At 47.7% G+C, this 14441-nt stretch carries 14 protein-coding genes; 8 read left to right on the forward strand and 6 right to left on the reverse strand.

The window, feature by feature from the left end; translation table 11 throughout:
- From HMPREF0645_RS05215 to HMPREF0645_RS05230, 4 genes are all read right to left on the reverse strand, one after another.
- Positions 1 to 857 (reverse strand): UDP-N-acetyl glucosamine 2-epimerase (locus HMPREF0645_RS05215; RefSeq protein WP_007173857.1); only part of this gene is annotated, 857 nt, incomplete at its 3' end.
- Between the two features lie 228 nt (positions 858 to 1085).
- The gene (locus tag HMPREF0645_RS05220; RefSeq protein ID WP_007173858.1) at positions 1086 to 2015 is read right to left on the reverse strand and encodes an SPFH domain-containing protein; all 930 of its coding nucleotides are present in this window, start codon (positions 2013 to 2015) and stop codon (positions 1086 to 1088) included.
- Positions 2016 to 2027: 12 nt separating this feature from the next.
- A complete protein-coding gene (locus tag HMPREF0645_RS05225) occupies positions 2028 to 2480 on the reverse strand; it encodes an NfeD family protein (RefSeq protein ID WP_044123316.1) in 453 nt (150 codons plus the stop codon).
- A gap of 343 nt (positions 2481 to 2823) precedes the next feature.
- A complete protein-coding gene (locus HMPREF0645_RS05230) occupies positions 2824 to 3681 on the reverse strand; it encodes a M48 family metallopeptidase (RefSeq protein ID WP_044123418.1) in 858 nt (285 codons plus the stop codon).
- Between the two features lie 316 nt (positions 3682 to 3997).
- Between HMPREF0645_RS05230 and fldA the strand changes: the two genes are divergently transcribed.
- The 4 genes from fldA to HMPREF0645_RS05250 all read left to right on the forward strand — a co-directional run bounded on the left by fldA (position 3998) and on the right by HMPREF0645_RS05250 (position 7211).
- Positions 3998 to 4486, forward strand: coding sequence for a flavodoxin FldA (fldA, locus tag HMPREF0645_RS05235; RefSeq protein ID WP_044123419.1), 489 nt, complete (start codon positions 3998 to 4000; stop codon positions 4484 to 4486).
- An 82-nt stretch (positions 4487 to 4568) separates the two neighbouring features.
- The gene (locus HMPREF0645_RS05240; protein WP_007173863.1) at positions 4569 to 4928 is read left to right on the forward strand and encodes a DUF2023 family protein; all 360 of its coding nucleotides are present in this window, start codon (positions 4569 to 4571) and stop codon (positions 4926 to 4928) included.
- Between the two features lie 420 nt (positions 4929 to 5348).
- Positions 5349 to 6383 (forward strand): YeiH family protein, encoded by a 1035-nt coding sequence (locus tag HMPREF0645_RS05245; protein WP_044123317.1) that lies wholly within the window; start codon positions 5349 to 5351, stop codon positions 6381 to 6383.
- A gap of 72 nt (positions 6384 to 6455) precedes the next feature.
- Positions 6456 to 7211, forward strand: coding sequence for an amidohydrolase (locus HMPREF0645_RS05250; RefSeq protein WP_044123420.1), 756 nt, complete (start codon positions 6456 to 6458; stop codon positions 7209 to 7211).
- A gap of 68 nt (positions 7212 to 7279) precedes the next feature.
- Here the strand turns inward: HMPREF0645_RS05250 and HMPREF0645_RS05255 are convergent, their stop codons facing one another.
- Together HMPREF0645_RS05255 and HMPREF0645_RS05260 are read right to left on the reverse strand one after the other, a co-directional pair.
- Positions 7280 to 8608, reverse strand: coding sequence for an MFS transporter (locus tag HMPREF0645_RS05255; RefSeq protein WP_044123318.1), 1329 nt, complete (start codon positions 8606 to 8608; stop codon positions 7280 to 7282).
- Positions 8609 to 8645: 37 nt separating this feature from the next.
- Entirely contained in the window at positions 8646 to 10055 is a 1410-nt protein-coding gene (locus HMPREF0645_RS05260; protein WP_007173868.1) for a SpoIID/LytB domain-containing protein, read from the reverse strand.
- Positions 10056 to 10240: 185 nt separating this feature from the next.
- On the opposite strand from HMPREF0645_RS05260, the gene rlmN reads away from it, so the two are divergent.
- From rlmN to HMPREF0645_RS05280, 4 genes are read left to right on the forward strand one after another with little or no spacing between them, the layout of a single operon-like run.
- A complete protein-coding gene (gene rlmN / locus HMPREF0645_RS05265; RefSeq protein ID WP_007173870.1) occupies positions 10241 to 11320 on the forward strand; it encodes a dual-specificity RNA methyltransferase RlmN in 1080 nt (359 codons plus the stop codon).
- 4 nt (positions 11321 to 11324) lie between these two features.
- Complete coding sequence (locus HMPREF0645_RS05270) at positions 11325 to 12269, forward strand: DUF4837 family protein (RefSeq protein ID WP_007173871.1); 945 nt, start codon at positions 11325 to 11327, stop codon at positions 12267 to 12269.
- A 4-nt stretch (positions 12270 to 12273) separates the two neighbouring features.
- Entirely contained in the window at positions 12274 to 13398 is a 1125-nt protein-coding gene (locus tag HMPREF0645_RS05275) for a PdxA family dehydrogenase (RefSeq protein WP_007173872.1), read from the forward strand.
- A 12-nt stretch (positions 13399 to 13410) separates the two neighbouring features.
- Positions 13411 to 14418, forward strand: a complete 1008-nt coding sequence (locus HMPREF0645_RS05280) for a lysylphosphatidylglycerol synthase transmembrane domain-containing protein (protein WP_007173873.1) — start codon at positions 13411 to 13413, stop codon at positions 14416 to 14418.
- The last annotated feature ends 23 nt before the right edge of the window (positions 14419 to 14441 follow it).

Raw genomic sequence — 14441 nt, forward strand, 5'->3', positions numbered from 1 at the left:
CCCGAATCGGTAATCACGCCGGCTGCATGGGCCATGAGATAAGAGAACTCAAGATAAGGCAGGGGCTCTACAACCGTCAATACCTTCTTACCAATCTTATTATGGCAAGCCTCTATGGCTTCCTTAGCCAACCCCCGAAGAGGAGCCACAATGGTTACACCCAAATGGTTTTCGGCTATGGCTTCAATCATTTTCTGTAGGTTTTCCCTATCGTCTATCAGCACTCTACGATTCAGCGTAAACACTAAATAATCCTTCTCACGCAGTTTCAGAGTATCGAAAAGGGATGGTTTTACCAAATGATTACGATTAAACCGCAGATTATCGATGAGCACATTACCCACCATGTAGACTTTGGAAAGCTCAGCTCCCTCGCGATTAGCAATTGAGTTGTTGCTGATGCCCGCCGTGAAGAGAATGTCTGACAGTCCGTCGATGACGAGCCTGTTGATTTCCTTGGGCATTCGGATGTCAAACGAGCGTGTTCCGGCGGCAAGATGTACCAACCGTATGCCCTGCTTCTTGGTTACGATAGCAGTAGCCATGGTCGATGCCAAGTCGTCTACCACCACAACCGTATCGGTGGGGTGCCTGTGCAAGTAAGATTCAAAAGCAGACATTACCTGTCCCGTCAGCTCATTGAGATTCTGGCAAGTGACACCCAAATAGACGTCCGGGCGACGAATCTGCAAATCTTCGAATAGGCCGTCTTCCAGTGTCGGGTCGTCTTTCTCTCCTGAATAAACCAAGTGATAATCAATGTCCTTGCCTTGCGTTTTAGCTGTTTCGATGGCTCTGATGACGGGCGCAACCTTGATGAAATTGGGACGTGCACCGCAAACTATACATATATTCATTGTAGTTGATGTTTAGGGAAGGTTGGAGATGCTGGCTTGTTATCTCCTTCCCTCCATCAGCGTTTCTTTTTACTCTCCTACAAATTTATACAAAAAAATAATGGCGGCCAATATTCACCGCCATTATTTTATCGATCGAGCATGAAATATTTCGCTTTCAGTTTATTACTCGGAAAATGTGGATCTCATTAAAGTACTTTTTCCTTTTCCATATTTCCGCGCAATATCCTAATCTCTGTCCTGCGAGTCCTTGAACAATTCTCTGATGCCTCCCAAACTACCCATGATGTTGGTTGCCTCATAGGGGAGGAACACGGTCTTGTTCTTGTTGCCCGAAGCAAGCTCTTGCATCATCTGTATGTATTTCTGTGCCAAGAGATAGTTAGCCGGATTGGTAGACTTGCCCACGGCTTCGGTCACCTTTTCAATGGCAATAGCTTCAGCTTCGGCCTTGCGTATGCGTGCCTGAGCCTCGCCCTCAGCACGTAGGATAGATTGCTGCTTGTCGGCTTCGGCACGATTGATAGTTGCCATTTTCTCACCCTCGGAGGTCAGAATCGTAGCTCGCTTGTCGCGCTCGGCCTGCATTTGTTTTTCCATGGCCTGGAGCACGCTCTGCGGGGGAGTGATGTCTTGCAGCTCCACACGGTTTACCTTGATGCCCCATTTGTTGGTTGCATCATCGAGCACGCCGCGCAACCGTGTGTTGATGATATCGCGCGATGTCAGTGTTTGGTCAAGCTCCATCTCGCCGATGATGTTTCGCAGTGTGGTCTGCGTGAGTTTTTCGATGGCGTTCGGCAGGTTGTTGATTTCGTATACAGACTTGAATGGGTCAACAATCTGGAAATAGAGCAAAGCGTTGATTTGCATTTGGATATTATCTTTAGTAATCACGTTTTGCTTGTCAAAATCATACACCTGTTCACGCAGGTCAATGTTGCTACTGTATACATACCGGCCACGGCTCATCGTCACAATGGTCTTGGCTCGATCTACAAACGGGATGATAACATTGATGCCAGGTTTCAGTGTGGCATAGTACCTTCCAAGCCGCTCTATGATTTTGGTTTCACTCTGTGGGATAATCACAAGAGCCGTCTTGGCAAAAATCAATACAAGGATTATCAGTCCAATCAATACGTATGTTCCTATCATAATATCTAACGTTTAAATTACTCTTTCCACGGTTACGACAATGCTTTCGCGCGCTACAACCTTCACCATAGCTCCGTTTTCTATTGGCTCCCCGTCTCTGCTCACAGCTCTCCATTCGTCGCCGTCTATACGCACATATCCATCCGAATGGTCGGTGATGGGTTCTATCAGCCTGCCTTCGCGACCAATCAGGGCATCGGCGTTGCTCAGCCGGTCTTCATGCCTGGGATGAAGATACTTCATGACAAATGGGCGGACAACAAACACGCTGACAGCCGAGAATATGATAAATGCCAACACTTGCAGCCAAAAAGGTATGGGAAACAGCGACAAGACAATGGCGCACGTAGCCCCTATGGCAAAACACATGAGATAGAACGTACCGGAGGTGACTTCCAATATCAAGGCAAGCACGGTAATCAGCGTCCATACAAGCCACAGATGGTCTTTCAGATAGTCAATCATTTCAAGGGTTGTTTTAAGAATGATCTTATGTTGTTGTAAAGTTAATTGAAATATTTGAATTGACCAACCGATTCCCGAAAATATTTTCAAGGCTCCTGAAGTTAATTTGTATGGGTGATGAGCGCTCGATATTGCCATGATGAAGATTCGGCGGCAGCGTATTTCGTTCGGCATACAGTTGTACTTCGAACGCAATGCACGTGTCTTGCGGCCGAAGTACGATCGTCTTGCGACCGCAAGACGATAACCTTGAAGCCTGAATGACACAACAGGAACCAAAAAGCCCCACCATATGATTATGGCAGGGCTTCCGGTTTGTTCTGTTATGACTGCAAAGAGAGCGTCATTTTCTCTTTGTAGGCGTGAATCTCCAAGTTGCCGTCGTCTTTGGCTTGGCTCCCTTATAGTATTTCATGGCCTCAGGCATTTGCCGCTTCAGCATCGCGATGCGTTTGGAGTCGCTCGGGTGGCTGCTCAGGAAATCACTCTGCTGTCTCTTTCCGCTTGACATGCGTTGCCAGAAAGCGATGGCCTCCTGTGGATCGTAGCCGGCCATGGCAGCTAAGATCAGACCAATATAGTCGGCTTCAGTTTCGTTGTCTCGGCTATATTTCAGGTTGGCAAATGAAAATCCCTGCTGGGCTGCCAGAGCTGCCAAGTCGCCCACGCCACTGCCCACCGCACTGTTGAGCACCGTACCAAGAATCTGGGTTCCATAACTCTGGCGTATTTGTTTGGAAATTTGTTCGGCCGAATGTTTGGCCACCGCGTGCGCAATCTCATGCCCGAGAACAATGGCAAGTGCATTTTCGTTCTGAGTATAAGGCAGGATCCCTTCGTAAACAGCAATCTTACCGCCAGGCATACAGAAAGCATTGGCCTCGTTGCTCCTGATAAGGTTAAACTCCCATGCGAAGTTCTGAAGTTCGTTGGCGGCACCGTTGCTCCTTAGATAGTTTTCCACGGCAGATGCCAGCCTCCGTCCCACACGTTGTACCATAGCTGTATTGGCTGTGTTTGAAGACAGTGTGCTCTTCTCCAGAATCTCGCTGTACTGTGCTTTGCTCAAACTTAAAATCTGAGCATCGCTCACCAAGAGTGTGTGTTTGCGGCCTGTGATAGGCACGGTTGAGGTGGTGCCACAAGCAGACATCAGCATGGCTGCTACTGCAGTCATCAATACTAATTTAATTTTTTTCATCATATCTCAGTTTAGTTGATATAGGGTAGGTGTTGTTTTTGTGGTGTGCTAACCATCTACCAATATTCCACAAAGTTATATATTAATGACAATATACGGTCGTTTTGCGCAACTTTTTTGTCTTTTTTATTGCTTTCGCAGTTTCTCGGCATGTCGGCATGTGCCATTTTGGGCAGTCGTTGCCCTCTGACATTGCCGTCATCATTTGTAGGTATTCTTGTAAAACCACTATTTTTAGGTATTGCAGCATGTGCAAAAACCCTTTATCTTTGCAACCGTTAATACATCATGTTACATCAACTATAATCAACAGAAAATGAGTAAAACGGTAGTAGTATATGGTTCATCAACCGGAACCTGCGAGAGCATAGCACAGACCATTGGAGAAAAACTTCATGCAGAAGTTATCGAAGTGTCGGATTTGACCAAAGATCAGCTTGAAGCGGCAGATAATATTTTGCTCGGCAGTTCGACATGGGGTGCCGGCGAGTTGCAAGACGACTGGTATGACGGTGTTGATATCGTGAAGCAGGCTAATTTGGCAGGCAAGCGGGTGGCTGTCTTTGGATGTGGTGATTCGGCTTCATACCCGGATACTTTCTGTAGTGCCATGAAAGAACTTTATGATGCGGCTTGTGCAGCTGGGGCAACCGTTGTTGGAGCAGTGAGCACAGACGGTTATGAGTTTGATGATTCAGAGGCCGTGATAGACGGAATGTTTGTGGGGCTGGCTCTCGACGACGTTAACGAAGACGACAAGACCGGAGAACGCATCGAGGCTTGGATTCCAACGCTTGGATTTTGACTTTGCTGGGCATGCAGTGTGACAGGCACTGCGCCCCTTCCTCCCCCTAATTAGTATCTAACTTCTCAAATGTTTTAGCAATATGTCTGACGTGCCCGTAGAGATGAAAGTTCTCATGAACCACATATATGAGTATCAGAAAGGCGTCCGCCAAATGGTGCTGTATACCCTAAACCGTCGCTATGTCGATTATGCCACCAAACGGTTAGAGCATCAGAACATCCATTATCTCTTGCACCCGGCCGGAGAACAGACGGTCAATCTTTTCTTTGGGAGAAAGGAGTGCCTTGACGCTATAGGTTTTGTTGTCAGTAAGTCGCTCAGCGAGCTTTCGCCCGAAGAAGACTTTATGCTGGGAGCACTTTTGGGCTACGACATTCGTATGCAATGTCAACGCTATTGTCAGCGCAAGACTCGACTTGGCAAGTGTGCCGGTTGTTAGGATGACTCAACAATGAAATAATAATGTTTTCAATTATCCATTTTACATTTGTTCGCTATAAAATTCATAATGTTTTTGTATAAAATGTATAAGCCTCGCTGTGAAGCGGGGCTTTTATAATTGTTTGTGGATTTGATCTTGATGCTTTTTCAAACAATCTTAACTCGTCAACACGGATACCGTCTGTGCCAACCATAAGCGGACATAGTGAATCGGATTTAGATTAAACAGCTTGTAGTTCATTCACATCACAATGAAGGTCATTTTAATGATTATTCTTGAAAAATATGGAAGAGTATTATGATTTTAGTCGTATACTCCTTAACTTTGCAGACACAATCGGAATTCGATTGCACGGGACATCATTGTCTTGAGTGTGGAGGGAGGAACGTACGGAAACAAATAAAAAATATAGAAAAAATGAAATTGTCAGAAGAACGAAGAAGTATGCTCCACGGCATACTCTTGATGGCTCTCTTTGCCTGTGCCGCATTTTACATAGGTGAGATGAACTGGGTGAAGGCCTTGTCGCTCAGCCCTTTAGTGGTGGGTATTATCCTTGGTATGTTGTATGCCAACAGTCTGAGAAACAACTTGCCTGACACATGGGTGCCGGGTATCACATTCAGTTCTAAGCGCATATTGCGCTTTGGTATTATCCTTTATGGTTTCAAGCTCTCGTTTCAGGATGTCGTTGCCGTGGGTTTTCCGGCTATAGTCATCGATGCTATTGTCGTTGTGGTTACAATATTGTTGGGTGTCTTTGTCGGGAGGTTGCTGAAAATGGATCGCAGCATTGCATTGCTCACAGCCTGCGGAAGTGCTATCTGCGGCGCAGCAGCGGTGATGGGCGTGGATGGAGCTATTCGTCCGAAACCTTATAAAACGGCAGTCGCCGTCGCCACGGTGGTGATTTTCGGTACGCTCTCCATGTTTCTCTATCCCATACTCTACCGTGCAGGCATCTTCAACCTGCCCGCCGATCAGATGGGCATTTTTGCCGGAGCAACGATACACGAGGTGGCTCACGTGGTGGGAGCGGGAAATGCGATGGGAGCAGCCATCAGTGATTCTGCCATTATTGTGAAGATGATTCGCGTGATGATGCTCGTGCCAGTGTTGCTTGTTATTGCTTTTATTGTGGCCAAGGACGTTGCGAGTCGTGCGGACGGAAATGGAAAGACCAAAATCAACGTACCTTGGTTTGCCATACTTTTTCTTGTAGTCATCGGTTTCAATTCTCTCGACCTGTTGCCCGGAAACATCGTGGAGTTTATCAATACGCTTGATACTTTTCTTCTCACCATGGCTATGACCGCCTTAGGCGCCGAGACCAGTATCGACAAGTTCAAGAAGGCCGGCTTCAAACCCTTCCTCCTGGCAGCCATTCTCTATGTCTGGCTTATTGGCGGAGGCTATTGTCTGGCTAAATACCTCGTGCCTGTTTTGGTATAATCAGGCGAGACAACGATTCGCTTATTCCCAATGGTAGGTGATTGCGAAAAGCTGGTAGCGCATGTGGGCAAAATGAAAGTAACGATACTACAAACGGATATAGTGTGGGCTAACCCACAGGAAAACATCAAGAACGCAACATGTCTGCTTGATCAGAACAGAGGGGCAGATCTTTATGTCTTGCCGGAGATGTTTTCGACTGGATTTGCTACCCGACCTGCGGGCATTGCGGAGTCGGATGGTTTTTCCATCAACTGGATGAAGGCAATGGCACAAAGGCAAGGTTGCGCCATAGCTGGCAGCGTTGCGATAGAAGAGAGTGGCCGCTACTACAACCGCTTTTATTTTGTGTTCCCAGATGGTCGCGTGCTACACTACGACAAGCGACACCTCTTTACTCACGGGGGCGAACACAAACACTTTACGGCGGGACAAGAACGCGTGATCGTCGAATACCAAGGCTTCCGAATCCTCCTGCAGGTTTGCTATGACCTTCGTTTCCCAGTGTTCAGCAGGAACCGAAAGGACTATGATATGGTTATCTATGTGGCCAACTGGCCCACTGTGCGCTTGAAAGCGTGGACAGCCTTGCTACATGCTCGGGCCATCGAGAATCAGTGTTACACAATAGGAGTTAACCGCACCGGAGACGACCCGTCGTGCCATTATAGCGGCGGGAGTGAAATTATAGCCCCCTGGGGCGAGACGATTGCGGCATGCGAACAAAACACGGTTGGGACAGCTACGGCAGAGTTTGGTATCGAGTCGTTGCTGGATTTCAGACAACAATTTCCCGTACTTGAGGACGGGGATTCCTTTTCTTTGTAGGAATTTTCTCAGGATGAGGAAATGAGAGGATAAATCAGTGCAGCATTTTCCTCAGGAAGAGTTACAAATTACTCCAGCGGTTCCTCGCTCTTCCCAAACTCGGGATCGATTTGTATGCATGCGGCCGTGGCAAACGTCACCGCGCACGAAGCTAAGGTGAGGATGAAGAAATGGCGATAGCCCATCGATTCCTGCAAAGCTCCGGCCACAATGCCAGGAAGCATCATAGACAGGAACATCATGGCCGATGCCAGTGCATAATGGCTGGTTTTGAACTCGCCCCTGCTGTAATATATAAGGAAGAGCATATAGGCCGTGAGACCGAAGCCATAGCCAAACTGCTCGGTAAACACACAAATGTTGATAACAACAAGACTTGATGGCAGTGTGTAGCTTAGAATCACATAGACCAATTCGGGCAAGGAGAATGCCATCACCATGGGCCACAACCATTTTTTCAGTCCATCACGACTGGCCAACCATCCGCCCAAAATTCCACCGCAGGCTATGCCTACAATGCCTACGGTGCCCTGTACCAAGCCGTATTCCTGGGGAGACAGCCCCAATCCTCCATTGTGCCCGGCATCTATGAGAAAGAGTTCTGAAACCTTGGACAGCAATCCTTCGGGCATGCGGAACAACATAATGAACAATACCGCAAACACTACATGATCTTTGGTGAAGAACGTGCGGAATGTCTCCACGAATCCGTTCCATATTGTGCGTCCGTTCACATACTCATGCTTCACATCCTCCTTGGCGTATGGTAACGAATAGCTGTGCCATAGCCATAATGCCAGGAAGATGCCCATCATGCCATAGAACAGCAGGCTCCAGGAATAGGAAATGCTGTTGCGGAATACCACTTGCAGGTTTCCGGCCACCATCACTAATATGCCCTGCCCGAAAATAGTGGCCAACCGGTCGAACAATGTACGTACTCCCATAAACTCTGCCTGCTGATGAGGATTGAGCCCAAGCATATAGAAACCGTCGGCTGCCACGCAATGACTGGCTCCGGCAAATGCCATGAGCCAGAAGAAAAACAATGTGCCTTGCAGCCATAAGGCCGTCGGTATGGTAAAAGCTACACCTCCCAGGGCTGCTCCGATAAGTATTTCCATGGCCAGCACCCACCATCGTTTTGTCTTCACGAGGTCGATAAAAGGACTCCAGATGGGTTTCAACACCCAAGGCAGGTAGAACCAGGACGTGTAAAACGTGATAACGGCATTGCTCAGACCCATTTGCTTGAAAAAGATGACCGAAATGGTCATCACTGTCACGGCTGGCAGGCTGTCGGCAAAAGTTAGGGTGGGAACCCAATGCCATGGAGAGCCGCTACGAACCTTGTCATGATCGGGAGTTGAGTTGTTATGGGGTGGGACAGAATTCATTGACTAATGCTTATATATTTTATCTTAGGGAAACTTCTTATTTGTATACTCTCACAATGTTGGCTCCGGGGTAATAGTGTGTGAGGATTTCGTCATAACCATATCCTTGTTCTCCCATCACAGCCGCACCAATTTGACATAGCCCTACACCATGTCCCCATCCGGCTCCGATAAGTTCGAACATGGCAGGAATGCCATTGGAGTCCAAGTCTTTCCTATCAACCACGAAGGCTGAGCTGTAAAGGTGGCTTTCGCTTAGAATGCGTCGTATCTCAAGCTCTTTGCCAACGATAAGCGTCTTCTGCGTGCCTATAATTTTTAACCTATACAGGCGGCCGCTTTTTCCGCGTGCCAAGGGCACAAGATCGACAATCTTCCCAAAGTCGACTCCCAACTTGCGGGCGATGAGTTCGGAGATTTGCGACTGCGTATAGCAAACTCGCCAGCGATAAAAGTCGGTGGTCTCCTGATCAAAATTGTTGAGCACCTGCGACAGGATCTTGACATCGTGCGTGTTGCAATAGCTGGGTGGAGCTGTGCGAATCCACTGGTCCGCATTCTGTTCAAGAGTGAGATCGGGTAGGGGTGTGGCTGAAGGATCGGAATCGTTGGAGCCATCAGACCGATTTGGTCTGTCCAGCACGGCCCTCAGATATGATTTGGGTGTGTTTTCCCAGCAATACTGGAACTCTTCGACCATACCACCGCAGCACTTGGAAAACCGAGCGTCACAAATCTCTCCATGCGACACAAGCAGTTGTCCCCGCGTCTGCCTGACGGCTTCAGTCACCTGCGGCGACATGGCTTTCGATACGCCCTGATAACGCTGGCAGTGGTCGTCGGCACATGCATCAAACAACACATGGTCCTCACGATCGTACCACCTGACAAGCTCATTGTCGGTGGAGACGGCCGATGGTGCGGTCGTGTGCCCTGTCATCGCTCTGCGCCTTTCCATCTGGGCAAGTAGCCACGAGCGTGATATAACGGCATGAGCCTTCAGTAATTCGAGGCTCGACGTGCTGCTCATTTCGCTGGAAATAACGCTATGGAGATAATCCTCAACAGGCAATTCGTTGATGGCCCAAATTTTGTCGCCATCAACAATAAATCGAAGGGAACCCGAAAAGACTTGTGTTTCCTTGCGCTCCCAGTGGAAATGAATGCCGATAGTCACATCTTTCAAAGCGAAAGAAGCGTCGGCATTGTCGCTATGGAACAGCAACTGCTCATAACACTTGTCATTCCAACGAATGACTCCCTCGTCAAAGACTACTTCCTGTTCACCCATGGCTTGGCAACCGTCTGCCGTATAAGGAGCATTTAGCGTAAAGGTAATCTGTTTGTCACAGACAATGCCCACTGCCACTTGGGGCTCTTGTCTCTGCGAAGGCCCTGCACTATGGTTGTTTGCGAAATTCAGTTTGTATCCTCTCTCGTTTTCCATCGTCCTATCTGGTTATGGTGCGCTCACCCCTTGCACATCTAACTAACACTTCGTACCCCTGCCGTGTATGCAAAAGGTGTCCATGTCTCATCATTCGGCAATAAAAGTAAACGTAAACTTTGCAAAGATAGCGAAAATAGGGCGTAATCAGCATGCTTTAGTCAAAAAGTTTGTATCTTTGCATTATGAACAAAAAAATATTACTCGGCATGACACCCACTGAACTCAAGGCTGTTGCAAAGTCCTTGGGTATGCCAGCCTTTACAGGAGATCAGATCGCCAATTGGATGTATGTACAGCACGTACGCTCGATAGATGAGATGACTAATATCTCCAAGACTAATCGTGCATGCTTAGCCGAGCAATATGAGATAGGATGCGTCGACCCTATAGATGCCCAGCACTCTGAAGACGGCACGATCAAGTATTTGTTTCCCGTGCGCACTACTTCGTACAAAGAAGGCGAAGCGGGGAATGAGAAGACCTCTCCCAAGTTTGTAGAAACGGTGTATATTCCCGACGGGGAGCGCGCTACACTTTGCGTGTCGTGCGAGGTGGGATGCAAGATGAATTGCCTTTTCTGTCAAACCGGAAAGCAGGGGTTTCAGGGTTACCTCTCGGCAGCTGATATTCTCAATCAAATTTATAGCTTGCCGGAACGTGAAAGCCTAACTAATATTGTGTTTATGGGTCAGGGTGAACCCATGGACAACCTTGACAACGTGTTGCGGACGACTGAGATTCTCACTGCACCCTACGCATTCGCTTGGAGTCCAAAACGCATCACAGTGAGCACCATCGGTATTAAAAACGAGCTCAAACGATTTATCGAGGAGAGTGACTGCCATTTGGCGGTGAGCCTCCATTCGCCCTTTCATGAACAGCGGGCAGAACTGATGCCTATCGAGCGTACCACTCCGGTAGAAGAGATCGTAGACCTCTTGCGCAATTACGATTTCTCACACCAGCGCCGGCTGTCGTTCGAATATATCGTGTTTGAGGGCATTAACGACTCGAAAGAACACGCCCGTGCGATAGTTCGGCTGCTGGAGGGGCTGTTCTGTCGCGTTAACCTCATCCGGTTCCACCCAATCCCTCACGTAAACCTGCATGGTGCCGATGACAAACAGATGGAAAGTTTTCGAAATTACCTCACCACACACGGCATACATACAACAATCCGCGCAAGCCGCGGTCAGGATATCCTGGCAGCCTGCGGACTGTTGAATACGTCGAGGAAAGCGGACGGGGACTGCTGCAAATAGAGCTATGCAGAGGAGGAATCGGAAGATGGTTGGCGGCTGGCTGGTCGTTGTACTGTTAGCAAGTCTATGGGGAGCATGCAGTGACACAAAATGGGTGCAGCCTAAGTCTGGCGGAATGCCCTACGAGGTGCTGGTGGTAGGCGATACTATGGATATGATCAGGAAAGCCCTTGGTCGTGATGTAGTAGGACTGCCGCAGCACGAACCGCAGTTTGATGTGTCGACCGTGAAACGAGGAGGACTGAACGCCTCACTACGATTGGCGCGCAACATCGTCATACTCGACATCGACTCAGGTGTTTTCACCAACACCCGAATACGGTATGAGAAAAACAAGTATGCCCGGCCACAGATGATAGTTTATATCGGAACGCCATCCCTGTTGGCTTTGAGACACGATATGTCACAGCAATCCCGCTTCTTGTGCAAGCTGTTCGAGCGTGTCGAGAGCAACGCCGCTATAGAACATCTGAAAACGCACAGAAATGCTGAGACCGAGAAGCAAGTGGAACAGTTGCTGGGTGTGAAGATGTGGATCCCCGAGGATCTAACAGCCAGCAGGAAGGGTAAGAACTTTGTCTGGTTGAGTAACAATTCGACTGCGAACATGCGGAATATTGTGGTTTACAGACACGGAGCCAACCCAGATGTAACAACGTTCACTGCCTTGCGTGACAGTGTGATGCAAAGCAACATCAAAGGGGAAACCGACGGAATGTTTATGACAACTGTTCAAGAGACAGTGAGTGGAATAAAGATTAGGGAGAATAAACACGATGTCTTGATATTCAGAGGACTATGGGAGATGAAGGGCGATTGTATGGGCGGACCGTTTGTAAGCCATACTGTGGGTGATATCACGGCAGAAGCTTTTCTCTTTGCGCCCGGAAAGAAAAAAAGAAACCAACTGCGGCAACTTGAGGCCGCTCTATATACATTAAAACAGTGAACAAATGAACAATAGAAAAATTCGTGTGGGAATCACCCATGGAGATACCAATGGCATTGGATATGAATTGATTTTCAGGGCTTTTGAAAATCCGGACATCCTTGAAATTTGCACTCCTGTCATATACGGTTCGCCCAAGGTGGCCGCCTATCACCGCAACGCACTTGGCATTGAGGCCAATTTTAGTATTATAAACTCGTCAGAAGAAATAGAAGATGGTAGAGTGAACATGCTGCCCGTGTTTGACGAAGAAATAAAGGTGGAGTTAGGTGTGCCTTCAGAAGAAGCTAACCGTGCGGCAGCACGAGCACTCGACAGGGCTATAACCGACTACAAAGAGGAATTGATAGACGTGATGGTAACCTGTCCTGTCAACAACAATCATTTTGTTGTAGACGGCTATACCATACCCGATAATGCCAAATACATAGAGAGTAGCATAGGAGAAGGACGTCAGGGTATTGATATACTAATGAATAAATGGATGCGCGTGGCCTTGATGACAGACCAAATTGCGCTGAAAGAGGTGGCTGAGTGCATCACAGTAGAGGGTGTTATTCAGAAAGTAGCTGCCTTCTTTGCTACGTTGCGGCGTGATATGCGCATTTCCAACCCGCGAATTGCTGTTCTCGCTCTCAACCCCAACCATTGTGAGGAACGTCCCGGTAAGGAGGAGACAGAAGTTATCATACCAGCCGTGCAGAAGTTGGCAGATGCAGGTGTGTGCGTATTTGGGCCTTATCAGGCCAACGGGTTCTTTGGGAATGGGGACTATTGCGCATTTGATGGTGTGTTGGCCATGTATCACGACCAAGGTTTGGTGCCCTTGAAAGCCCTGGATCCCGAAAACAATATTCATTACCTTGGGGGATTGCCGCTCGTCAGCACGGCAGTAGACGTAACTCCCAGATATGACATTGCTGGACAAGGTAAGGCCAATGAGACGGCTCTCCTTCATGCCATTTATCATGCCATCGACGGTTTCCGCAATCGTAACAATTATGATGCCCCCCTTGCTCATCCACTGCCTAAGCTCTATCATGAGCGCAGAGACGATAGTGACAAGGTTAGATTCTCTATTCCCAAGAAGCACGATAACGCCTACAAGGAGCGTCAGAAAAAGCAATAATCGAATATCGCGATGAAAAAGAAATACCAGAACGGGTTTTTCATTTTCGGACTTTTGGTGCTTGTCATCATGGTCACCCAACTTGATTTTGTCCAGGTATGGCAAGGGCTTCAGCATGCCGGTCATTGGTTTTTTGCCGTTGTCGCACTGTGGATGTTTTTGTATATGTTCAATACCAGTGCTTGGTATCTCATCATTAAGAGCGTCTGCAGTGGGTCGACAACTGATGAGTCGGCCAAAAAAATTCCTTTTGCGTGGCTATACAAGATTACAATTTCGGGTTTTGCGCTCAATTATGCTACTCCTGGTGGACTGATGGGAGGTGAACCTTATAGGGTTATGGAACTGGCACCCAAGATTGGTACAGAGCAAGCTTCGTCATCGGTTATTCTCTATGCCATGACACATATATTCAGTCACTTCTGGTTCTGGCTCTTATCAGCTTTGCTTTTTACCATCATTCACCCCGTAAATTTTCTGGTGGGCGTTTTTTTAGCTGTAGTTATTGGTTTTAGCATATTGGGAATATGGTTCTTTATTGCTGGATACCGCAAGGGATTAGCCAACAGGGTAATGAATGTCATGCGACATATTCCCTATGTGAAAAGGTGGGCACGCCCCTTTGTTGAAAGACATCGCAACCAATTGGACACAATCGATCAGCAAATTGCAGCACTTCACCGCCAGAATCCACGTAATTTTATTGGTGCGGTACTGCTCGAGTTCTCTTGTCGGGTGTGTTCTGCATTAGAAATATTTTTTATCCTTTTGGTTATCATGCCCAGTGTAAACTTCTTCAACTGTATTTTTATATTGGCATTCACATCGCTTCTCGCCAATCTTTTGTTCTTTATGCCCCTACAACTGGGTGGACGTGAGGGCGGCTTTCTGATGTCTACTACCATGTTGGGCGTCAGTGCAAACGGTGGTATTTTCGTAGCTTTGCTGGTACGTATTCGAGAGCTGATATGGACGGGGATTGGACTGCTCCTTATTAAATTTGGCAAACGAAGTCAATAAGATATTTATTCCACTCCTAAAAC

The organism is Hallella bergensis DSM 17361, from assembly GCF_000160535.1.
GTDB lineage: Bacteria > Bacteroidota > Bacteroidia > Bacteroidales > Bacteroidaceae > Prevotella > Prevotella bergensis.